The 21720-nt window shown below is 61.8% G+C and carries 21 protein-coding genes and 1 pseudogene; 10 read left to right on the forward strand and 12 right to left on the reverse strand.

Annotated elements, in window-relative coordinates; genetic code table 11:
* Positions 1-10: 10 nt before the first annotated feature.
* The gene (locus BMF89_RS00155) at positions 11-634 is read right to left on the reverse strand and encodes a GNAT family protein (RefSeq protein WP_078105072.1); all 624 of its coding nucleotides are present in this window, start codon (positions 632-634) and stop codon (positions 11-13) included.
* Between the two features lie 311 nt (positions 635-945).
* Here BMF89_RS00155 and BMF89_RS00160 point away from each other — a divergent pair, with 311 nt between their 5' ends.
* Together BMF89_RS00160 and BMF89_RS00165 are read left to right on the forward strand one after the other, a co-directional pair.
* Positions 946-2109: a hypothetical protein gene (locus BMF89_RS00160; protein WP_078105073.1), complete on the forward strand. Its 1164-nt coding sequence runs from the start codon at positions 946-948 to the stop codon at positions 2107-2109.
* 565 nt (positions 2110-2674) lie between these two features.
* Entirely contained in the window at positions 2675-3253 is a 579-nt protein-coding gene (locus tag BMF89_RS00165) for a hypothetical protein (RefSeq protein ID WP_139359479.1), read from the forward strand.
* A 2-nt stretch (positions 3254-3255) separates the two neighbouring features.
* Here BMF89_RS00165 and BMF89_RS00170 read toward each other — a convergent pair whose 3' ends face one another.
* Genes BMF89_RS00170 through BMF89_RS00180 form a run of 3 tightly spaced genes read right to left on the reverse strand, consistent with a single transcriptional unit; the run spans position 3256 to position 5817 of the window.
* Entirely contained in the window at positions 3256-4107 is an 852-nt protein-coding gene (locus tag BMF89_RS00170) for a Fic family protein (RefSeq protein WP_216353753.1), read from the reverse strand.
* Entirely contained in the window at positions 4100-4852 is a 753-nt protein-coding gene (locus tag BMF89_RS00175) for a helix-turn-helix transcriptional regulator (RefSeq protein WP_078105075.1), read from the reverse strand. Before BMF89_RS00175 ends, BMF89_RS00170 begins: the two co-directional genes overlap by 8 nt.
* A gap of 14 nt (positions 4853-4866) precedes the next feature.
* Complete coding sequence (locus BMF89_RS00180) at positions 4867-5817, reverse strand: hypothetical protein (protein WP_216353754.1); 951 nt, start codon at positions 5815-5817, stop codon at positions 4867-4869.
* Between the two features lie 279 nt (positions 5818-6096).
* Here BMF89_RS00180 and BMF89_RS00185 point away from each other — a divergent pair, with 279 nt between their 5' ends.
* Positions 6097-6891, forward strand: coding sequence for a hypothetical protein (locus BMF89_RS00185; RefSeq protein ID WP_078105076.1), 795 nt, complete (start codon positions 6097-6099; stop codon positions 6889-6891).
* 112 nt (positions 6892-7003) lie between these two features.
* The gene (locus BMF89_RS00190; RefSeq protein ID WP_078105077.1) at positions 7004-8554 is read left to right on the forward strand and encodes a TM0106 family RecB-like putative nuclease; all 1551 of its coding nucleotides are present in this window, start codon (positions 7004-7006) and stop codon (positions 8552-8554) included.
* A gap of 369 nt (positions 8555-8923) precedes the next feature.
* Here BMF89_RS00190 and BMF89_RS00195 read toward each other — a convergent pair whose 3' ends face one another.
* The 3 genes and pseudogenes from BMF89_RS00195 to BMF89_RS00205 form a co-directional block, all read right to left on the reverse strand.
* Positions 8924-11593 (reverse strand): WD40 repeat domain-containing protein, encoded by a 2670-nt coding sequence (locus BMF89_RS00195; RefSeq protein ID WP_171983348.1) that lies wholly within the window; start codon positions 11591-11593, stop codon positions 8924-8926.
* A 364-nt stretch (positions 11594-11957) separates the two neighbouring features.
* Complete coding sequence (locus BMF89_RS00200) at positions 11958-12287, reverse strand: hypothetical protein (protein ID WP_078105079.1); 330 nt, start codon at positions 12285-12287, stop codon at positions 11958-11960.
* Between the two features lie 318 nt (positions 12288-12605).
* Positions 12606-12908: pseudogene (locus BMF89_RS00205) on the reverse strand (ATP-binding cassette domain-containing protein); the annotation flags it as partial.
* A 160-nt stretch (positions 12909-13068) separates the two neighbouring features.
* Between BMF89_RS00205 and BMF89_RS00210 the strand changes: the two are divergent.
* The gene (locus BMF89_RS00210; RefSeq protein ID WP_253190628.1) at positions 13069-13899 is read left to right on the forward strand and encodes an NYN domain-containing protein; all 831 of its coding nucleotides are present in this window, start codon (positions 13069-13071) and stop codon (positions 13897-13899) included.
* Between the two features lie 298 nt (positions 13900-14197).
* Here BMF89_RS00210 and BMF89_RS00215 read toward each other — a convergent pair whose 3' ends face one another.
* Positions 14198-14971: a hypothetical protein gene (locus BMF89_RS00215; RefSeq protein WP_078105080.1), complete on the reverse strand. Its 774-nt coding sequence runs from the start codon at positions 14969-14971 to the stop codon at positions 14198-14200.
* Between the two features lie 315 nt (positions 14972-15286).
* Between BMF89_RS00215 and BMF89_RS22655 the strand changes: the two genes are divergently transcribed.
* Positions 15287-15415: a type II toxin-antitoxin system Phd/YefM family antitoxin gene (locus tag BMF89_RS22655; RefSeq protein WP_216353755.1), complete on the forward strand. Its 129-nt coding sequence runs from the start codon at positions 15287-15289 to the stop codon at positions 15413-15415.
* Positions 15412-15552: a hypothetical protein gene (locus tag BMF89_RS22100; protein WP_216353756.1), complete on the forward strand. Its 141-nt coding sequence runs from the start codon at positions 15412-15414 to the stop codon at positions 15550-15552. Before BMF89_RS22655 ends, BMF89_RS22100 begins: the two co-directional genes overlap by 4 nt.
* A 1649-nt stretch (positions 15553-17201) precedes the next feature.
* Here BMF89_RS22100 and BMF89_RS00225 read toward each other — a convergent pair.
* A complete protein-coding gene (locus BMF89_RS00225; RefSeq protein WP_078105081.1) occupies positions 17202-17585 on the reverse strand; it encodes a hypothetical protein in 384 nt (127 codons plus the stop codon).
* Between BMF89_RS00225 and BMF89_RS00230 the strand changes: the two genes are divergently transcribed.
* The gene (locus BMF89_RS00230; RefSeq protein ID WP_078105082.1) at positions 17584-17814 is read left to right on the forward strand and encodes a hypothetical protein; all 231 of its coding nucleotides are present in this window, start codon (positions 17584-17586) and stop codon (positions 17812-17814) included. The genes BMF89_RS00225 and BMF89_RS00230 overlap by 2 nt on opposite strands.
* A gap of 104 nt (positions 17815-17918) precedes the next feature.
* Here BMF89_RS00230 and BMF89_RS00235 read toward each other — a convergent pair whose 3' ends face one another.
* Both BMF89_RS00235 and BMF89_RS00240 read right to left on the reverse strand, forming a co-directional pair.
* Positions 17919-18599: a hypothetical protein gene (locus BMF89_RS00235; RefSeq protein WP_078105083.1), complete on the reverse strand. Its 681-nt coding sequence runs from the start codon at positions 18597-18599 to the stop codon at positions 17919-17921.
* A gap of 77 nt (positions 18600-18676) precedes the next feature.
* Positions 18677-19183 carry a hypothetical protein gene (locus BMF89_RS00240; RefSeq protein WP_078105084.1) on the reverse strand — a complete coding sequence of 169 codons (507 nt, stop codon included), beginning with the start codon at positions 19181-19183 and terminating at the stop codon, positions 18677-18679.
* 200 nt (positions 19184-19383) lie between these two features.
* Here BMF89_RS00240 and BMF89_RS22105 point away from each other — a divergent pair, with 200 nt between their 5' ends.
* Together BMF89_RS22105 and BMF89_RS22660 are read left to right on the forward strand one after the other, a co-directional pair.
* On the forward strand, positions 19384-19536 hold the full coding sequence (locus BMF89_RS22105; protein WP_216353757.1) for a hypothetical protein: 153 nt from the start codon (positions 19384-19386) through the stop codon (positions 19534-19536).
* A gap of 106 nt (positions 19537-19642) precedes the next feature.
* Positions 19643-19891 (forward strand): GIY-YIG nuclease family protein, encoded by a 249-nt coding sequence (locus BMF89_RS22660; RefSeq protein WP_366214746.1) that lies wholly within the window; start codon positions 19643-19645, stop codon positions 19889-19891.
* A 47-nt stretch (positions 19892-19938) separates the two neighbouring features.
* Here the strand turns inward: BMF89_RS22660 and BMF89_RS00250 are convergent, their stop codons facing one another.
* Positions 19939-20448 (reverse strand): hypothetical protein, encoded by a 510-nt coding sequence (locus BMF89_RS00250; protein WP_253190629.1) that lies wholly within the window; start codon positions 20446-20448, stop codon positions 19939-19941.
* Between the last annotated feature and the right edge of the window lie 1272 nt (positions 20449-21720).

Raw genomic sequence — 21720 nt, forward strand, 5'->3', positions numbered from 1 at the left:
CGCTTTCCGGTCAGGCCATGGCCAGCGTGAGACCTTCCAGTGAGCGGTAGGCCCGTTCGCGGATCTCAGGCCATTCCTCTACCAGAAGGGACAGAATGGTGATGTCCCGCCAGGTGCCGTCCACACGCTGGGAGGACCGGCGCCGGGTCCCCTCGACAGTGAACCCGAACCGGGTCAGGGAGGACAGGGACCGGTGGTTGCGCGGGTCCACATCGCATTCGATCCGGCCCGCTCCGCGGGCGACGAGCCAGTCCAGGAGGGCCAACTTCACTTCCTGGTTGGCCTTCATACCCCAGAAGGCAGGGCTGATTACGGTCCGGCCGATCTTTACGCGCTCGGTCCTGGCGTGCGATTCGGTGATTCCGGTCGTGCCGATGAAGAGCGGGCCGTCGGGCAGGCCGGTGTAGTAGATGGCGAATACGCGCAGTCCCTCGTACCGGTGGTGGATGTACGCCACGATCTCGTCGTGGGTTCCCGGACGGTGGTCACCGTCACCGAAGCCCTGGGCCCAGATGTCGTCGTTGGCCAGGATGTGCGCCAGGGGTTCCACATCGACAGTGCTGAACGAGGCCATGACGAACCGGCCTGTGGCCGTCGTGAGGGTCGGGAGGGTGTGGGGGAGTCGCAGTGCCATCGCGGATCCTCTCAATGTTCAATAGGCTCTCTGGGCCAAGGTGTTCAGTTGTTGCCCGTTAGTGTGCGGCGCGAAAAACACAATCCTCTGTTGCCAAGACCAACAAGAAGTGAACGTGCTGTCTCGCTTCGGTCACGGGTTGAATCCGACCACAAGGAAGCAGCGCCACGCTCATGCTTCCTTGTATAAAAAGGTCGGGTCTGAGGAGTGTAGGCCTAGAATCTTCGGAGGCATCAGTTACGTGCCGAACAACTGCGGCCCCCGGCAGAATCACCGGCACGCCGTTGGAGAGACTTCACGTGAGGGGGCCGATGAGCGACGCCAAAGGGACCGGCCAGGCGCCAAGTAGCACGACGGCCGCGGACCAGGTACGCCACGAGAACAACGGCACCGACCGGGACTGGTCATGGCCCTGTTGGGATCCTGAAGGCGGATACAACCCGTACGGCTGGGGAGAAGCCGACCAAGCACTGTTCGCGACAGTGTGGGGCTCGGACGGTGACGCGCTCGTGGACGAACTCATCGAAACATACGGCGCCATGTGGGTGTGGATGATCCCTTCGACACTGCTCACCCGTCTGCCTGAGATCGCTGACGGCATCTACGACCTCGCCAAGCGGCGCCTGATCAACCAGCACCACACCTACAGCCAAATGCCGGACGCCGTCTATGAAAACGCCTCGATGTACGGCTCATTCCATGCGACTCGCAAGCGCCGGACATGGGCTGACGCGAAACCGCAGAACTGTGTCCTGTGCGGGGAAGCCTTCACGGCTGGCCAGCTAAATCCGTGGATCATCCGTCAGTTCGGCCCCGCCAGATGGTGTAAGGAATGCTGTATCGAGGCCCGCAGCGGCAGCTACCTTCCAGCTACTCCGGACACTGTCCGTTCGGCTGTCGCCGCGCTTGCCGCCTTTTTGGGCGCTGTCCCGGCTCAGAACGTGGCCTCGAGCCCGATACCGGTCGATCTGGAATCCGAACGGCGGGACGGGATCGTTGCCGCCCTGGTGCGGTGCCCGCCGCCACAGGTCGCACGTGAAGTCCTCGGCGCGGCGAGCTGGCTGGAAGTCTTGCATGAAGCGGGCGTCATCACCGGAGCATGGCGCCCCTCGATGGGCACCTACTGCCTCGCTGAGGACCGTCACCCGTGCCGATCCTTGGCGGAGCAGACAATAGACAACTGGTTGACCCGACACGGCATACCCCACGACATCGAACCGCCTTGGCCACGTCACCCCGAGCTGAACCCGAGCGGCCGCCGACGCGCCGACTGGCTCCTCGCCGACGGGACCTACCTGGAGTACGCAGGGCTCAACGACGACAAATATCTCACGAAGATCCGGGAAAAGAGACAGCTGGCAGCCGCAACCGGCATCCACCTTGTCGTGATCAGCCCCGGCGATATGGTGAACCTCACCGCCATCCTCGGAGAATTCATTCCCGACGTCGAGCCTGCGAACTCAGGTGTCCTGTAAATCCTCTTCGGGGCCGGCCGGGATGGCCAGTTGTTCGCAGGGTATCCGACAGCCGGCCCGTGGCGTACGTGGAGAACCCGCCCACACATGGTTTCCGGCACGCATCCCTCATCGTCCCGGTCGACCGCAGCTTTCTGAGGGCCGCCGAGAAATAGGTAAGCCGCCATACTGCGACACTAGACAGCTCGGGACAAACTGGCCGGTTTCACCTGATTCGTGCGATATGTTCAGCCGAAGGTCTTCGGCAAACAACGATGGGGTACAAGTGGGAATCATTCGACGGGCTGGATGGGGTATTCGCAAATCGATCCGCAGAGACATCCAGGCCGGGCGGCGCCGCAGGGCAAGGTGGGCCGCAGAGTCCAAGCGTCAGTCCGCAAAGAGCAAAGCCTGGGCCCGCGCCCGCACTGCCAGGAAGTTCAACGGGCCCAGTTGCGACATCGCCCATCGAAGCATGGGAGCTTCCCTCCGGTGCCCACAATGTCAGCTAGGCCGTGCGACCCGGGCAAGGAATGAAGCAGCGCGGGTCGCGGAGGCACAAGCCGCGGAGCAGCGCCGTCGTGCATTGAAGGCCGCCAAGGTGGCACGTCACGCCCATGCAAAACAGATGGTGCCCGAAGCCCGCTGGCGAGAGATGCTGGCACCTGATGGAACCGCGCCAGCGCTCAGGAACCAGCGGCAATATGTCCGCAACATAGTGCTCTACGCCATGGGCACCAAGCCAAGCCTCAAGCACCTGACCATCGGCCAGGCGGATAAAATCCTTCGCGCCTACCAGGTTGACCCCGCAGGCCTGTGGGCGAACCGGAGAGGTGAGCCGGGCAAAAACCGACTGACATTGTTCACAACATGGTCCTTCGGCATCCTCGCCTTCCTGGTACTTTGCCTGATCCCAGTCCTCGGCTGGATCGGGGCAGCCGTGTGGATCGTGGTATTCGTCGTCAAAATGGTCAATCGGAGCAAGCGCCAGACCTACGAAGACATGCTCGCGTCAACGCCGCCGCCATTTCCAGCCCAGCAATACTTCCAGGAACCTGCGGCCGGTAGCCAAGCGCCAGCGGAGATGCTTGGCGATCCAGCGGCCGGCCACGATGGTTCAGAACCCGACCCATCGACCTGGCCGGTCGGACCGGGCGAGCGGTGAGGTCACCCTTCCGGGCGGCAGTCGATGATGAACTGCATCAAAGGGGTCGCGTCGGCGTCGGCATAGAGAACGATCAGTTCCTGGTTGAATTCGAGGCGTCGGCTGAACGGGATCGAGATCGCGTCATGCCCTGAGCTCATCAGGATTCCGTTCATCATCAGCCGTGACGTGCGCTTGTTGCCGTCGAAGTAGAACTGGTGGCGTGTGCCGAAGCAGAAGTAGGCGGCAGCTCGCTCCACTGGGTTTTCAATGGAGGAGAGATAGACGAGACCCCGGTCGTATTCTGCCCCGAGCTCCTCACCGCCATCTTCACACCCGGTCGCGTAGGAGGTGCCTGCCTCGCCAAGGTTGACTGTTCCCCCACCCCGGACGGAGCCTTCGCCTCGGAAGTGGCCTGCTTCGATCGCCTCGTGGGGCGCGACGACACCGTGCAGCCGGTCTGATACCTCTTTATCGGTCCGGAATGTTCCGTCCTTGACCATGTCGTGGAGCAAGCGGGTCGATGATGCCAGGGCCAGCACCTGCATCTCGTCATCCAGCCTGTGGCCGCCGACGGTGACCCCTTCCAGAAGGGTCCGGACTTCGGGAAGTGTGTAGGGATTGCCTTCAAGGGCGGCGGCGTCCCAGACATGGCCGGCGAGTTGTGATTCGAAACGGGCGAGGGCTCGCGGAACCTCCATCTCCGTCATCTGATCCCAGGGTACAGCGGAGGAATCCCATGCAAACCCCAGTTCCTGTGCTTGGTCTTTGGCGGCCGCACCGAGAAGATCCGGGGCCGGCTCATGCGTCCGGGGCCGCCCTGGGCGTTTCTTGTACTGGTTGGAGCCGACGCCCCAACGTGATGGCTCACTCATTGTCTCCCTGCCATTCCTTTGTCAGCTCATCTGCCATGCGAACCGTGGAAGGCATCCCGTAACAGTCAAGGATGATCTGGATCGGATCAGCCCACACGACGCCTTCGTCATTCCACGCGCCACTCTCACTGGTCCCGTCGAAAGGCAGCAAGAGCACCTCTACCGCCGCTGCGCCTGGACGGTTGATGATGGAAGCAACCCTGAGTGGCTCCTCTACATATAGGATCAGCGGGCCGGTCTGCTCGGGGGCGCCGATCCGGGCCGCCGCAGGACCGCCGCTGGCAGCCCAACCCTTGCGGGTAGCCGCGACGGCGGAGCAAATACGCAGGAAACCCCAGTCGCTTGCCACCGTAACGGCGCCCGGACGCAGCAGCGGCGGCGCGGCGGCGGCGGCTTCACGGACCAACGAACGCGGGCGGGGGCGGCCGTCGGGGCTCGCCCAGCGCATTAGAGCGGTCGCCATCTCCTTGACCGCCGTCATTTCCTCATCCGGACCAGGCTCTGCAATTGAATCGTCGAGGATGGCCCGTGCCGCACGCAACGCGGTGACATCGCAGAGTGGTTCGGAACGCGACGGGATCTGGAGTCCGGTTGCGGCCAAGATACGTGATGCCATTCCCAGTGTCGGATCGACATCGCCTTTTTCGATGCGTGTGATGGTCGATGCGGACACGCCTGCCCGTCGGGCTAGCTCCCTGCGGTTGAAGCGTGACTCGCGAATGGCTTCCTGGACGAGATTTTGCATATACGCAACAATAGTCAAGAAGTTGCATATATGCAACAAGATGGAGGTGTTTGCGTATATGCAACTGTGAGGGCCATTGCTCCAAGACCCGATCGCCCCCCCGAACCACTGTTAGTAAAGCTGGAAACCGGTTCGCTGTGCCCGTAGGCGGCGAAGCTGCCCCGGTTGGACGCCGCCGTGGTCTTGCCCCGTCCGGCGGCCGCAGTTACCTTGGCCATCCGCTGCTGCAGCTTGCGCTGGGCGTTCCACAACTCCTGTTGGATACGGCTCAGGTCGCTGCGCGTGACCCGGTTGCCTTTCGAGTCGGTGTACTCCTCGCAGTGGGACGGTTCAGTGGCGGCGCCGATCGGCCCGAACGCGACGTGGCAGGACGGGGCCACGCCTTCCTCCTGGGCGTATTCGTTGGTGCCCGTGATGACCCCGCCGGTGTTCCGGGTCCATTTCACCGTCTTGAGCCGGTCGAAGAAGACGGTGCCCGCCACCGAGGCGTGGGCCCGTTCCGTCGCACCGCGGTTCTCGTTGGTGCTCCACCGGACGGTGTTGGCGTCTTTGTCGAACGACACGGACCCTTCGCCGGCGGTGAAGCTGGTGGTGCGGTTCGTGGGGAACGGCAGGTCCGCTTTCAGCACCCGGGCCGGCTTGCTGCCGTATGGGAGGCCGAGCCGCCATTCGACGTCGTCAAGGAACTCTTCCGTGAACGGGGGCTTCGTCGCCTGGTTCCAGTAGGGCCGGTCCCGGTGGGCGTTGAGCTCATCGTGCTTGGCGTCCGTGTACTCGCTCAGCGCCGCCATGTAGGCGGCCGGGTCGGTCTGCTCCTTGCGGGTCAGACTCTTCCAGAACGCCTGGGTTTCCTCGAAGACCTTGGTCTGGTGTTCGTGGGTCGCTTTCTGCACGGCCTGGCGGACGGCGGCGAATTCTGCGGAAGGGAGGGCGATCTCCCCGTGCTGGGTATCCCAGTGGCCCATTTAGATTCCTTTCATCGGGTTCACCCTAGGTGTGTGCGGCCGGGACTTCAGCCGCACACAGACAGACATGACCAACCTTGAGAATCGAAATCGTGTCCAGGCCGGCGTCCCCACGGGCGGTCAGTTCGCCCCCGAACGCCATGCAGAAGCAGGCGTCACCCTGACCGCCCCGTCCCCGCTCGATGCTCTGTCCGTCGCCGCCGCCGCCGACCTGGCCCGCAGCCGCTACTCCGAGGAGCTCGGGCGCTGGAAGCGCCGGATGGACAAAGGCTCCCGGGAATGCCCCCTTGGCCGCCGCTGCCCCCGATCCTCGTTGAAACCGCCCGCCAGACGGAAAGCTTCGAGACCCTGCCGCGGGACGAGCAGGAAGCCGTGCTAGAGAAGCTGGAGATCCCCGGCGCCAAACACCTGCTCGAACCCGGACAGCGTCGTGGCAACGACCGCGTCCAGGTCGCCGAGGACCTGAACGATCCCGAGGACATCGGGCTTGCCCTGTCCGCCCAGAAGGTCATCGCAGAGTCCGGCATCGAGGGAACCATCACCCTGACGGAAGCCGGGAAGTACCCGGAGTTCACCATCGAGGACGGCCCGCTGGTCCATAAGATCAGGGTCGGCGCCCGCTCCCTTTCGATCTCCTCGGAGGCCGCAAGAGAAGATTGGGACTACGAGCGGAGCACCTGGCTGGCCCGGGCTGACCTGATCTCGTCCGGCGGGTCCGTCTTTGAAGCGCGTCGCCCCGCCGAGGTCGGACACGTCTACCAGGAGCAGCGCGACTCCGCCGTCATGATGGACGTCGTCGCCGCCTCATCATTCCGGGATTCCTGCGACATGTTCGGCGAGCTGCACCGCAGGGACCGGACCGCCGACCTCACCGTGGACGGCACCGAGTACCAGCTGGATGTCTCCGGGGCCGAACCGGCGCTGAAGACCAGTCGCGGCGACGCCCTGCACCCCTCCATGGTGGCCGGTTTCCTGAACCACCTGGCTACCCAGACCGGGCACCCGGACGGTGACGCCCTCGCCTCCGACCTGCGTGAAGTGTTCCGGGAGACCGACCGCCGGCTCATCCGCTAGCGGGGTTCCCGGCCGCCTCCGCGGGCGGCCGGGGCCTACTGGGTGTCTTCGGGCCAATAATGTCGTCGACGCATGTGCACAATAAAGGTCCGCACACGCACTGGAGGCGTTCATGTTCTTTCTCCCCGCCGAAGACCCCTACGGTGAGGACGACCTGGTCATCTCCGCGACCGACATCGTCACCGGCTACACCTGCGAGTACGCTGTCATGCGCCGGTTGGATGCCCTCACGGGTCGGATCGAGGTGGAGCCGGTCAAGGATGCGATGCTCCGTGTCGTGACCGATCTGGGCACCCGGCACGAAACCGAGGTGCTGGAGTCTTTGCGCCCGCGCGGCGTCTACGAAGTCCAGGCCTCCGGCCGCTTGTCCCGCACAGCGCTTCTGGCCCGTCACGAGGACACTCTGGCGGCTCTCGCCGGAGACCACGGGGTCATCTACCAGGCATCATTCTTTGACGGATCCTTTCACGGCGCTGCCGACTTCCTCGTCCGGGAACAGGACGGGTCCTGGGCGGTGCACGACACCAAGCTGGCCCGCTCCGCGAAAGCACCGGCCCTGATGCAGCTGGCCGCGTACGCGGACCAGCTCGAGACCGCCGGCGTGAAAGTCCACCCGGAGGCGGTCCTGATCCTTGGCTCCGGCCAACGCAGCAGCCACGCTCTGTCCGATCTGCTGCCCGGCTACCGGCATGCCCGAATGCACCTGTCCGCACTCCTGCACGACCACCTCGACGACGAGGACCCGGCCGGTTGGGGCGACACCCGCTGGACAGCGTGCCTGACCTGCGCCGAGTGCAAGGCAGCGATCGCGGCCAACGATGACCTCATGCTCATCGGCGGCATGAACCGCACCCGGCGTGCCCGGCTGATCGCCGCCGGCACCGACACCATGCACGGGTTCGCCTCCACCGATTTCCTGGGCGGGGACAGAATCCAGGACACCTTGTACGAGCAGGCGAGGCTGCAATGCGGGATGGGCAACGAGGCCGGAACCATCAACGGTGTGTCCTTCAGGTTCATCGTCCCGCACACGCTCTCCCGGATCCCGCAGGCGGACCCCGGGGACATCTTCTTCGACTTCGAAGGTGACCCGCTCTACCAGGACCCCGCCACGAAGGAATGGGGCCTGGAGTACCTGTTCGGGCTCCTCGAACACGGGCCCCGGGGCGGGACCAGGTTCACGGCGTTCACCGCCCACGACTATGCCGCCGAGAAGCAGGCCCTCATCGACTTCATCACACATGTGAAGCAGCAGGTGAAGGAACACCCGGGCCTGCACATCTACCATTACGCAAGCTACGAGGTCACAGCGCTGCGCCGTCTCGCTGCCCGCCACGGGGTGATGTCCGCCGAAGTGGAATGGCTTGTCGAAGCCGGGATCCTGTTCGATCTGTACGAAATCGTCAAAACATCCCTGATGATTTCGGACCGGTCACTATCGATCAAAAAGCTGGAACCGCTCTACATGGACGGGCACCGGACCGGGACCGCGACGGCGCTCGATTCGATCACCCAGTACGCCGACTACCGGGCTGCCGACGAGAACGGCGACACCGGCACCGCGGAGAGCATCTTCGGTGACATCCTCGCGTACAACGAATACGACTGCCTCTCCACAATGAAGCTCCGTGACTGGCTGCAGGGGCTGCCGATCGGTCAGTGACTCTGAGATTCCACTCTAGTTGACCCATGTTCCGTTCTAGTTGACTCTATTCCGACCTACTTGACCTTGTTGTTCCAACCAAGTTGATAGCAGAAGAGCGGTGGGGCACCAGTGCTGTTTTCGTCGACTCAGCTGGCGTTAGGAAGTGACTCGGCCAGCTGGCGGCGGCAGCAACAGCAGAGGGCCGTCTCCACGGCGACGGGTTCGTCGTTGGACGCGGACTTTGTTTATCTCTGTACCGTTCATGTTGAGTGGATTCCGGTCTACTTGCCACATTCCATCCACGTTGACTCAGACTTATGGCGGAGGGCGGCACGGCCCTGTTCGTTCTCGTTGAGAGATTTCCGAATCCGAAGTTGCGATAAATGGTCAATCAGCTTTCGACTGAAAAGTGGTGATTGCTCCCGAAGTCTCACCGACGACAATTGTTGTCGTTGTTCGGTCCTGGCCGATTTGTAAGCAGGACATACTCGACGTTGTCGCGACCGTCTGCAGCTGCATTCCGGTGGTGAGGTCCCAGAGCCGAGCAGTATCGTCTCTGCCGGCGGTGACGGCGCGGGTGCCGTCCGGGGTGATGGCCACGGTGCGGACGGCGCCAGTGTGCCCTTTGAGAGTGTGGAGTTCTTTCCCGGTGGCCAGGTCCCAGAGCCGGGCTGTCGCGTCGTTGCCGGTAGTGGCGGCGCGGGTGCCGTCCGGGGTGATGGCCACGCTGCGGACGGTGCCAGTGTGGCCTTTGAGAGTGTGGAGTTCCTCGCCTTTGGCCAGGTCCCAGAGCCGGGCTGTCCCGTCGTTGCCCGCGGTCACGGCCCGGGTGCCGTCCGGGGTGATGGCCACTCTGCGGACGGCGCCAGTGTGGCCTTTGAGAGTGTGGAGTTCCTCGCCTGTGGCCAGGTCCCAGAGCCGCGCGGTCCCATCGTTGCCCGCGGTCACGGCCCGGGTGCCATCGGCAGTGATGGCCACGTCATTCACCGCGCCAGTGTGGCCTTTGAGAGTGTGGAGTTCCTCGCCTTTGGCCAGGTCCCAGAGCCGCGCGGTCCCGTCGTTGCCCGCGGTCACGGCCCGGGTGCCGTCGGCAGTGATGGCCACGGCATTCACAACGTCCTTGTGGCCTTTGAGCGTGTGGAGTTCCACGCCGCTGGCCATGTCCCACATCCTGGCAGTTCGGTCGTTTCCTGCGGTGATGGCGCGGGTGCCGTCGGGGGTGATGGCCACGGCATCCACCCATCCGGCGTGGCCCTTGAGAGTGTGGAGTTCCACGCCGGTGGCCAGGTCCCAGATCCTGGCTGTCTCGTCGCTGCTGGCGGTGACGGCGCGGGTCCCGTCGGCGGTAATGGCCACGGCATTCACAGTGCCCTTGTGGCCCTTGAATGTGTGGAGTTCCGTGGCGGTGGCTAGGTCCCAGATCCTGGCCGTGTGGTCGCTGCTGGCGGTGACGGCGCGGGTCCCGTCGGCGGTAATGGCCACGGCATTCACAGCGCCGTTGTGGCCCTTGAATTTGTGGAGTTCCGTAGCGGTGGTTAGCTCCCAGATCCTGGCCGTGTGGTCGCTGCTCGCGGTGACGGCGCGGGTCCCGTCGGGGGTGATGGCCACGGCATTCACCCAGTTCCAGCCGGTCTTGGCCCCTAGGGTGTGGAGTTCCGTGCCGGTGGTTAGGTCCCAGATCCTGGCCGTGCGGTCGTTGCCTGCGGTGACGGCTCGGGAGCCGTCACCGGTGATCGCCACCACGTCAACCAAGCCGGAGTGGCCCTCCAGTGTGCGTACGAGCGCTTGACTGATCTTGTTCGTGGACCAGACCGGAATGAGCTGGCCGGAGGGCAGGGAAAGCAGGTAATGATGGGCGCTTTCAGCGAGGCGCTCCCATCCGCTGGCGAGAGCCTGAAGCCCGAGCTGACGAGCTGCATATCCGGGGGTGGCGAGCAGCGAGACGTCTCGGAGGCGGTGCGATTCACGCTCGAGCGGCCGAAGGCATCGTTGGAGATCGTACTGGAGGTCGCGTGGCAAATCATTGGAAAGTACCTTCTTCAAGGTGCCAATTACTCGATCAATGCCTAAAGACCTTACTGCAGCTTCAAGATACGCGGCGTCGCTGTATAGGTGTGGTAAATCCGATGGCTCGAGCTCAGCCAAATGGGAGGGGTAGTGGGCGAGTGCGTAGAGGCTGTTCTGGTCTTTCCAATGGCGACAAAGCCCAAGCAAGTCCCTTCGGGCGTTGCTCACGTCGCCCTTGGGGATGTGTTTGGGAGTGAGGAGATGGTGTCTGAGTCTGGGGTGGGAGAATGCGTAGCCCATGGTGTCGGAGCCGCTGACCATGCGCCGGATTTTGGGCAATACTTCATCGTCGAAGGTGTCGCCGACCCACCCTCGGAACAGTTCGGGAAGGATCGCTTCCAAGTCAGTACGAGTTAAAGGGCCTTCGGCAGCAGCGAGGACGGCGAGCAGTTTCTGGACAGGGACGTCACCTGCGACACGTTTCAGCTCTTGCCACCATCGTTCCAAATAGCCGGTAAACCCGGCCGGTTGTTCCTTCAGGTCCCGAAGCGTAGCGGTGGCGTCGTTGGAGTCTTCGGCGAGGAACCGGATGTAGAGGGGGTCGGCGCCGTGAACGGCTGACCCGTCCGTGTGCAACCGACTGAGTGAGGTGTACGTCGCCTTGCTCATGATTGCTTCGAGAGCCCCTGATTGATGGATCAGGTCAGCGGCGTGCCCTCCGGTGGCGGTGAACACGGCTGTGACAGAGTCTTGGTCGAATCCATCCAGAGGAAGGACCGTTAGATATTTGGCTAGCAAGCGGTATATCTCGCGCCAGTCCTGCCCGGTGTCCCGAATGGAGACGATCACATGTACATGAGGCAAATAGATCGAGAGGTAATCGGCCGGAGACCAGCCACTGACTTCGTCCAAGCCGTCGATCAGGAGCGGGCGGATGCCTGTTCCGTCGCCGGTGGGCGCTTCGGTGAGGAACTGGCGGAAGGCTGAACGCAGGGATGGAAGATCTAGACCCTGTCTGCTGCCCCCCGGTGGGTCGAGCTGTTGGAGCATGTTGCGGAGGAAGAAGGATTCATCGAGCCAAGTGCCGTTGTCGTATCGGCCGCTGAGAAAATGGTAGGCGAACCTATCGGGTGTTGAACGGACGAGCTGAGCTAATAGTGCGGTCTTTCCCAGACCAGGTGGAGCAGTAACCGAAAGTATGCCCGGTGGACCGGCCAGAAACTTTTCAATGATAGCTAAAGCATCATTTCGGCCAGCGAAGACAGCGAAATCTCGGTCGTTAAGGAGGAGCCCGAAACTCACCCGCAAGGAGGGATCTCTGCTATGCAGACCGCCTATATAAACATTGCCGTGAACGTGTCCGAACTGCGCGAGCTTGTCGACACGGCCAAACAAACCACCGAGTCCGTCCGAGTCAGAAGCTGACATCACCATGAACGGTCCCAAACTGGACGAGCTTTTCGACGTTGCCAATATTGTTGACGAACGCCAGGTCCGCGTGGGTATTCACGATCTGGGTGAGCAAACCCGAGAGTTCCGAGGCGAACCCGGGGTCATCTGCAAGTTGGGTCTTCAGATGGTCCTGCACTGATGCAACTGCGTCAGAATCGGAAGGAGTCTTCGTGAAGGTCTCAAGGCTTTTTTCGGCCTCCTCCTTGCCATGAAACTTCTTCTTCACCAACTCCAGGAGCTGTCCGGCGGCCTTCACCGCCGTGCCGGCGGCAGCATCGGAGGCCTTCTCCATGAAGGTATTCGACGCTTTTCCTGCAAAGTCACGTAAGTACGGCCCGAGAGTATTAATAGCAGTACTAGCTAGGAACCCCACACTAACCGGATCCATGATTACTCCCCGTTCAAGAGACACGGCGATTGCCCGATCACCATAGCTCTGTCTCGGTGCTTTGCCAATAGCCAAAATGCCACGGTCGGCAGTGTTAGCGCGCTCATGGAAAAGGTCAACAAGTTTGGAACAACCCCCGTCGCCTTGGTGGGTGATCTATGGGAACTACGGGGCTCAACTGCGTGGAACGGGCCAAATAGATTGGAATCTCACAGTGACAGTAACGTCCAGGACCTGTTCCTTCTTGTACAGGCCCCGCTCCTCCGGGAGATACCCGAGGCGGATGCCGTCGCGCGGCTCGAAGGTCTTCCCTCCGATGTGCAGGGTCCCGGCGGTGGGCTGGTAGATGCCCAGAAGCGCGCGCAACGTGGTTGTTTTGCCCGAGCCGTTGCTGCCCAGGAACCCGAACGTCTCCCCGGCCCTCACGTCGAAGGACAGGTCTTTGATGACCTTCGTGTCCCCGAAGTCCATCCTGAAATCTTTGATGTGCACCAACGGCTCAACAGCCGCACCCCCAGCAGTCATACAGTCACCCTACAAAGATTTTTGGGATTTCGCGTCACGATTCGGCGGGAACCCACACTGTAACCGTAGGGTGGGATCTTGCCACTGGCAGCACGACTCGTCCTACGTCAGGCCGCTTCCCTACGAGGTATCGGTTTTGTCTGCCGGTAGGGTCGGGGCCATGGTCTCCCAACGCGCAATCTTCGTCGATGCAGGTTTCCTTCTGGCCGTGGGAGGCACGCAGGCGGCGGGAACGTCCCTCCGATCGGCTTTTCGCGTCGACTTCGAGAAGCTGATTGAAGGCATCATGAAGTGCACGGAGGAGCACTCCGGGCTGGAGGTGCTGCGTACCTATTGGTATGACGCCTCCAAGGACGCGCTGTTCACCGATCAGCACAAGCAGATCGGACTCCTGCCCGGGGTGAAGGTCAGGGTCGGAAGGATCTCCTTCAACGGTGAACAGAAGGGCGTCGACCTGAAACTGGGCCTGGACCTGGTCGGGGTGGCGCGCAACCGGGCAGCCTCGGTTGCCTACCTTGTCTCTGGGGATGACGACCTGGCCGAAGCCGTCGAAGAAGCCCAGGACCTGGGCATGAAGGTTGTCCTCGTCGGCGTCGCGGACTCGGCGCACCGTCTCGGGGTGATGTCAGTCGCCGAGCACCTGGCGCTGCGGGTGGACAGCATCATTACCCTGACCGCGGAGCTGATCGACGAGTGCTTCACCAAGATCGTCCAGGAAGCCCCGCGGCCAGCCCCTTTGGTTCCTGCCCACACGGGACATCCGCTGCCGCGCCCCGTTCCGAAGCCAGCTGCATCGGTGGCAAAGCCGGGACCGCCAACGCGTCCGCTTCACTATGCTCCCCAACGCTCGCATCCGGAGGAGACGCACCTGGTCTACAGCTCAGGAGGCGCCGGCGCCTCATTTGTCACCGAAGACAGTCCCATGGACGTCGCCCAGGACGTCGGCGAAAGCGTCGCGGCCAGCTGGTACGGCTTGGTATCCCAAGGGTAGCTGAACGAACTGCTCGCCGACCGGCCCATCCTCCCCGTCGAGATCGACCGTGTACTCCTGAAAGATTGCGCCCAGCGAATCGGCGAATACAAAACCGACCTGCAAGGAGTCCGCAAAGCCTTGCGCCTGGCATTCTGGGAAAAGCTGGACACACTCATCTGAGGCTCGACCCCTCAGGCGTTCGGCGATTCGGCCTACGCGATAATCACCGGCCGGTGCCTGATCCGCGAGGCCTGGACCACCACCCCCGGGGACGTCCAGCACGACCCCCTGAGGTATCGGGGGAACCGCTAAGGCGCTACTGGCGAACCTCGATCTCGGGGTGGTACTCCATGACCCACTTGGCCATCCGATGCTGCCGTCCCGCGATGAACTCCAGCGTGGCCTCCCGGTACGTCACGTACTCCTCGGTTGTGGCCGGTGTCCCGGAACGCCCGAAGTTATCGAACGGCAGGTAGAACCGAACCTCGTCATGGTCGGGCGTCACGAGGTCTTGAAGGTGGAAGAAGTCCACGAACTCCGCGAACCCGTCGAAGAGGGCAAAGAAGTCCGCGTAGGCGTTGAGGGCGCTGGCCAGTGGGCTCTCTGGCTCTCTGGTGTAGTGACGCCGGATGCACTCAAGGGTGAGGTCCATGCGGTCACCGATCAGCCGACCTGAGGGACCGAACCCTCGTGCCGTGTTCATGGTGGGTCGGTCCTTCGACCTGACGGGCCAAATCATCGAACTGCCGATGGTGTACGGCGGGTCAAGGTAGCGGGACCGCTGCTCCTCGTTCAGCGACGCGATGGCGTCGACCAGAGCCTTCGGTTTCAACCAGGTGGTGTGGGAGCTGGTGATGGCGTCGCTGCCGTACCAATGCCTCGCCCCGGAGGTATCAGTGAAGATGAGGTAGCCGTCCCGTCGAGCCGCCGGCGCGGTCGGGGCGAAAAGGACGCCGGAGCGCCGTTTCTTGGTCCACAGCAGCTCATGGTCCGACCGTAGCCTCTGGCTGTCCCTGTCCCTGTCCGCGTCGGGGCTGGTCTTCGTAGGCTTGTCGGACTTGTAGTCGAATGAAGTATCGAAGACCGCCATGTTGGAAAGTGTATGCGCAGGTCAAGTCTTTGAGACCGTTTCATCGCTGTTTTTGGGTTACGTGCCCAAGAGTTCATGGCCGATAGCTTGATGTGTGCCGGTGCCAGGGCGGCCGCCGGGTCCGGTGTGGACGCGTTCTGCCATGTGGATTGAATCTTCTATTTTTGCCAATCTCAGTTCGGGATCGCATTGTCCCGCTGGTTTCGAGCGCTGATCATGGCGGGGTTGGCTGGAAATTTAAGCGTGCCGATACACGGGGCTGCTACCGGGAGGTCCTGCTAGTTGCGCGAGAATAAGTAGATAAGAACGCTCCCGGTGGCAGAGGCTCGATCGCACTTTTCGCGGATCGTGGAGCAGGTATCGTCCACGCACGAACGATTCGAAATCACCCGGACGGCGCCCGTGCCGCTGTCCTCCTGGGCGCCGACGATTACGACGCCATGATCGAAACGGTGGCTGTTTTGTCCGACGCGAAACTCGTCAAGGATATTGGCGGCGGGCTGAGAGAGCTAGCTGGCGGAGAAACTTTCACCGTCGATGAGCTCAAGGCGGACATGCGCACGACCAAGCACGGGGCATGACTGTGACAGGTTTGGATGGCCCCGGTAGGACGGTTATTTCTGGCCCCACTTCGTGACTCGCCGGGCACTTGTGACGGTTATATGTGGCCCCACCTTCAACCTTGGATTCATCACTGGATGGATACGACGGAAGGCTGGTCTGGATGGGCACTTCGACATTGGCCGGATCCAGTTCGGCGCGGACTCGACGGAACTGCAAACCATGGCGGAAGGCCCGGCCCGACCACGCAGTGTCAGCAGCAATTTCAACGACAATCGGTTCAACGAGTGTCAGATCGACCGGTGACGCGTCGCGGTTGAACCGATCAAGCGTGGTTCCTTTGACCGTTCGCGGCCAAGGATGAGGACCGCGGGCTGGTCGGAGCCAGCGCGCCCAGACCCGGCTGTCCGCCTGGCTCAGGGGTGAGCGGCCAACAATCCGCAGTTTGCCACGGATCGGCAGGCTGGCCACGATTTCCGTTGGGCGGTCGACGGGGCCGATGACAGCCCCACACACCACGTCAAGCTCTGAAACATGTTTGGCCCTCAGATCCTCTTTCCGCCGATATAGGACTGGACGCTGCTCTTCGCCTTCCCACTCAATTCGAGCGTGTTGAAGCCTCACAGACAGGCCCATCCCGAACGGCGAAACGCAGCTGGCAATTGTCCGCGGAACACAGACAAGGTTCCGGAGATGATCGATCAGCCCGCTTGTTTGATGCGGAGACGACCGCAAACGGCACTCAGCGATGCAGGCGGAAAGTCAAAACGGTCTCAGGAGCGCCGTCCAAGAAAGAAGACCACCACTGCCCGGGTCTTCATCTTTGCCAGCAGTGGGCACACGTTGTCATCATTCGCCGGTCTATTCCCAGAAGCCACCATGCTTGGGACACAGCCAACCACTGCTTTTACATGTTTTGCAGGTGAGCGTATCTCCAAGGGGGCTTTTACGTGTCTGGCCCCGACAGTCTGGGCATTCGTATAACTTCTCATGACACTTTGCACATTCCACGCTTTACCTCGGAGTAGATTTTGCACGCATGCAAGCAGTATGGCCTACGGCATCTCCCCTCGCTCATGACGTTCGATCAGCGCTTGGCGTTCCGAAGCAGCCTGTCGCCGTTCCTCGATAATTCCGAGTGTTATCCCGTATATATGCTGTTCGACCTGGCTGCGAGGCCAACGTTTTACACCATTGTCATGTTCGCCGGGGTGTATTGAATCCAGCTTGCACTTCGCCGCAAACATTCCAGGTTTACTTTCACAACGTGACATTACTTCTCCCTTTGTTGTTATTTGGGTTTGAGGTCGTGCGTCGTTCTTGAGGTTGGCTTCTTAGGCTAGTTGTGCAGGATGAATTTGGAAATCCCGAAGTCGTCCGCGATCTGCTCGAGGCATCGTGCTTCCGGACACCTGCGACCATGTCACGGCGCAACTCATCGGGAAAATCATGTTGAATCTCCTTTGCTGTAAGCAGTGACTCATCGAAGCCAAGAGTCAGGCAACCCGGGCGCAGCGCTGTTCTATCACCACGGCCCCAGCGGACGGTCGGTTGTCTCAGAGGGCATGCAACCTGCTGCCTGGTCCGATAATCCTCCGTGCACACCTGTGCGAGTACCTTCGATGTGTCAGGGGACAGCGGACCACCGTACGAGCGATCAGACGGCCGACTACAAGCTGTCGAATATCTTGTCGCAGTATTCGCTCACGCTGAACCAGAACTTTTGGAGGTCGAAATCTGCTTCGGCTTCGGCGCTGTACGTCGCGGTGCTGCTTCCATAGCTTGCTGCCATGCTTTGCTGCGTGAGTAGGAATAGTTGGCTTTGACTATCAGGAGTTTCAAAGTCGGGAAGAGGGAAATTGCCTGCAGCCTTTCGGATCTCTTTGGTGAATTTCTTCGCATTGCCAGTGCGATTTTCTTCCACGCGCTGAAGCCATTCATCCACTGCGTCTGTGATGGCCTCGTCCTCTTTTTCTCGTAGGGCCTTGTTGTTCTGCCATGCGAGCTCCTCCTCCGGAGAGCGCACGGAACTCTTGAATCCAGGGAGATCCATGGACGTCCTTTCGTCGTGGGCGGCGGTCACCACCGTCCTGCAGAAAATACGCCAACCTAACGGCATGGGAACAGAGTGGCGGCTACCTGTCTTTGCCATTTCCGCGTTGCGTCCTCTGTTGATGCCAAACGTACGAACGTCGGACGACCGGCTCGCCGGGCCGGGAACGCTCCATGTCTTCTCCGGATGGTCCCAGGCTCAGCTGTATCTGCCGATCACCCTCCAGTAGGCCACGATGCCCCGGCCGCGGAAAACGGCCGGGGCATCTACGGTCGGGCCCGGTTGTTTTCCGCGGCCGTGCACCGCTGTGTCCAATGAACCATCCTGACGCTTTTATGGCGTGACCGTCAGGGCGTACGTCGAATTGATGGTTTGGCCATTGAGCGTCCCGGTGAAATTCAGCGTGTGCGTGCCAGGAAGCACATCCTGGATCAGGGCGTAGTAGCCGGCATCAGCCCCGGGTTCGTAGACGCCGGCGAGGGTCGGGTCACCGAAGATATTGTCAGTGGGCAGAGCGACCTTGAAAATGGACGATTCTTCGTACTTCACGACACCGGGGCCGACGGCCGATCCATCAAAGGTGACCGTCAGGTTGCTCGCACCGTTTTGGACACCAGCCTGCGCGACAACGCTCCGGACGAATGCCGGCGTCTCGTGAGCGGACTGAGGCTCGATGTCGAAGCTGTTGGCGAGTGGGAAGAACAGATCGATATGGGCAGGAACGGTGCAGCTGCGGGTAACGCTTCCGCCGGTGTTGAAGAGCCCGGCGAGGAACCAGGTGGGGCCGGACTGTTGATTTGCGCACTGGGAGCCGGTGGTGTCCAGGAGCGGGTTCGAGGACGCGGGCTGACTCAGCGCCCAGACCCACCACTTCGCAGCCAGGGGGCTGTACGAATTGGCCACGGCCGGGCCAGCCGCTCCCGCCGAGGTGCCAACCGACGAGGCTGAGGCCGCCAGTGGCGCTGCCAGCAACAGTATGGAGGCACTGATGAACGCGAAAATTGCCTTTTTCATGTCTGATCCTTCGTTCTGGCGGAGGACGGAGACGCCGAGCCAAACGTGCCCTGGCCCCTGCGCTCCGGGCTCCGATGCTATGAGAGGGCTGCGCACACGTCGACTGACTGGCCTGAGGTGAAGTCGACCGAGAGGGTGTTGGCGAGGCTGGAATCGACGGTGACAACCAAGCGTCCGGTGTACTCGATTACCCGGGGCCCTGTGGCATCCGTGTTGAAGTAGACGTAGCCGTTGTGGCCTGACAAGTAAACGGTGTAGGTTCCGTCCGCGTTCTGCACGAAGCGGTCGACGGAGCCGGCTGTGTTCACCGTGTAGGACTCGCCGTTTGTTGGGTTGGTGTAAGTGAGCAGGACCCCTTTTCCAACATTGAAGAAGTCGCCGTTCTTGAAGGTGATCTCGGTTAGCATCCCGTTTGTGCCGGTGATGTCGAGGGGGAAAGGACAGGCGACACCGGCGGGGAATGAGGCGCTGAATGCCTGAATCTGGGGCGGTTTGCTGGCGGCCGCGGAGGCCGGTTGTGCAACGAGGAGGATCGCCGCGATCGCGGCGAGAGGCGAAAGCCGTCGAACGGACTTACCAAACATGATGTTCTCCTTGCATGGGGTGATGAAGGCAGTGCTGCGACATCGTGCAGTGCACATTTGAGGTTCGGGACTTACCCTGACGGCCGCATCCGCGCGGCTGGCGTAGACCCTTGGATGCTAGTAGTGCCCCAAGAGGGCTACATGAGTGGTGGTCTCTGGTCTTCTGCGCAGATGACGTCGTCTTGCACTTGACCAAATACTTGACCAATAGGATGCGCGGCGGGCAAAGAAGCGCGATTGCTTGGGATACCGGAGGGCCTCCCGCGCCCTCGTTCCTGATCCAGGCGGCCACGGACATCTCCGACCCGGCCGACGTGGCGTTCCCCGGCTTCGATTCGCTCCTGATCGGCTAGGACGAACTCCAGGCCGTCATCTCGGACGACCGCTACAAGCAGTGGCAGACGGCCCTCCGGTCCGTCCAATGGCATCTACGTCATCGCCGACACCCTGACGGGCAAACTGTATGTCGGCAAAGCCGACGGCGCCGAACGCTTTCTGGGCCGCTGGAGCGAGTACGCCAGGAACGGCCACGGCGGCAACGTCGCGCTCCGGGAGCTGGCGGCCGCCGACGCCCGGCACCGGCGGCACTTCCAGTTCAGCATCCTGCAGGTCTTCTCGCCGAGCGCGCCGGCCGCACAGGTGGATGCTGCCGAGGCCCATTTCAAGCGGGCTCTCCTCTCGCGGCAGTTTGGCATGAACCTGAACTGACGGTTTCCAAGGAGCTCACCGGCCGGAACCTCAGTGGGTACGGATTCTTAGCTGGGATCCGTGCACGGTAGAGCGTTGATCCTGGCGTTTCGTGCGCTGATGAAACTGTTGCTCTTGGCCAGGTACTTCAGGTATTCGGCCTCGTCCTGTGGAACGGCCGGGGTTTTGAAGTCATCGAAGTCGTGGAAGAAGTCGATGGTCGCGTCATCCTTCAGGAGGTCCTGCAGCAGGAAAAAGTCGACGTACCCGTTGAAGTCGCGGAACAGGTCGAAGAATTTGTCGTACCTGAGCAGGACGTCTTCGAGGGGACTCGGCTGCTGGCGTCCGTCGTAGTAGCGGCGGATGCATTCCAGGGTCAGGTCGAAACGGTCAGCGATCTTGCTGTTGAATCCGCGGGCCCCGTTGATGGTCATCTTCCCGTCGACTTTGTTACCCGGGAACACGATGGAGCTTCCAACCGTATAGCCCGGCCACGCTGGCAGGTCCTCCGGCGGGATGTCCCTGATGATCCGCCCGGCCCGCTTCTGCAGCCTAGTAGTGATGGCGTCGCTGGCCATGAAAAAGACGCCATTCGAGGACCTGTGCACGAGGTACGCATTGGGTTCAGGTTCCAGATCGAAACACCCGTTTCCGCAGGGTAGATTCTTGCTCCATAGCTTCTGGTGGTAGTCCTTCAGAGTCTGACTGTGCTCATCAGGGTCTCTCCCTTGTGCGTCGGAGTTGAAGTCAAAGGACGTGTCAATACATTCCGTCTTTACAGGTTCCATCAGGGTCCCCCTTGATCGTCTGGCTCCGCGGTCACGACATGGCAGGAGCGTCTGAAGACGACCAGCGTAGCTGGTCGCCGGAGAATCCCGTTCCTGCATCGCTTTGATTATCTATGTGGCGCGCAGGGAACGCCGGTAGTTACGGACTGCGACACTGCCTGCGCGCCGCGGGCGGACGGTTTGCTCTGGAGTCTCGCGGACTCTCGATAAAGGGGAACGTCACCCTGGGCCCGTTTTCCCTGTCGTTCTCAGATGTCGACTGCACAGGCGCGCGCGGAATTCCGGGGTAGTGCAGACGAGTATGGACATTGAAATCGAAACACCAATGCGTCCAGTAACCGACCCGCGGGAGCACAAGCTGCTCCTAGTCATCATGGGTTCCCCTCCTCCGGTCCGTGTTCAGTCAGCCGGACGGGTACAGCTGGTCGATGGCATGAGTAAACGAACCGCCAAGAATGCCGGCAACCTGCCGGGCCATCCATCGTGACGCATATAGTGTCATTCCATGGAATCCGCATCGCCGGTCTCAGTGATCGGCCGTTTGGTCGATGAACTGTCTTGTGCGGGCTCGAGCATCCGTCGTCTCAGGAACGGCGGACGCGGGGACGAGAACGTCCTTACCGCCGACACCATCCTGCCCAAGACGGTGAGGCCTTGGGGGCCCACGGTAAGCTGGCCTTGGTCTACGCATCAGTGGCGATACGGGCTGTTGCGGTGATCATCTCGCGGCCTAACACCGGTGCGGCCCCAGCCTTCCTCAGGTGGGACCTCAAAACTGCCATGCGTTACCCGGGATCAGGGGGCTTCTTATAGAAGGTCGCAGCGTCCTCGTACGCGAGGGCAAGATAGAAATCGCCGGCACGACGACCCGCCGTCACCGGATCTGGTCGTTATACCGGACCGGATAGCCGAGCTCTTCGGCGGCGCCAAGGACACCCTCCGGCCATTCGGCCAGAAATGTCCACGGCATGTTCTCCTTGGCGAGAAAATTTACCCGTCCCCAAGAATAGAACGGATGCGGACGGCCTGGATAAACCTCGCGGACGTCGGAACGCTCGAGCC

The organism is Arthrobacter sp. SRS-W-1-2016 (assembly GCF_002009585.1).
GTDB lineage: Bacteria > Actinomycetota > Actinomycetes > Actinomycetales > Micrococcaceae > Arthrobacter > Arthrobacter bambusae_A.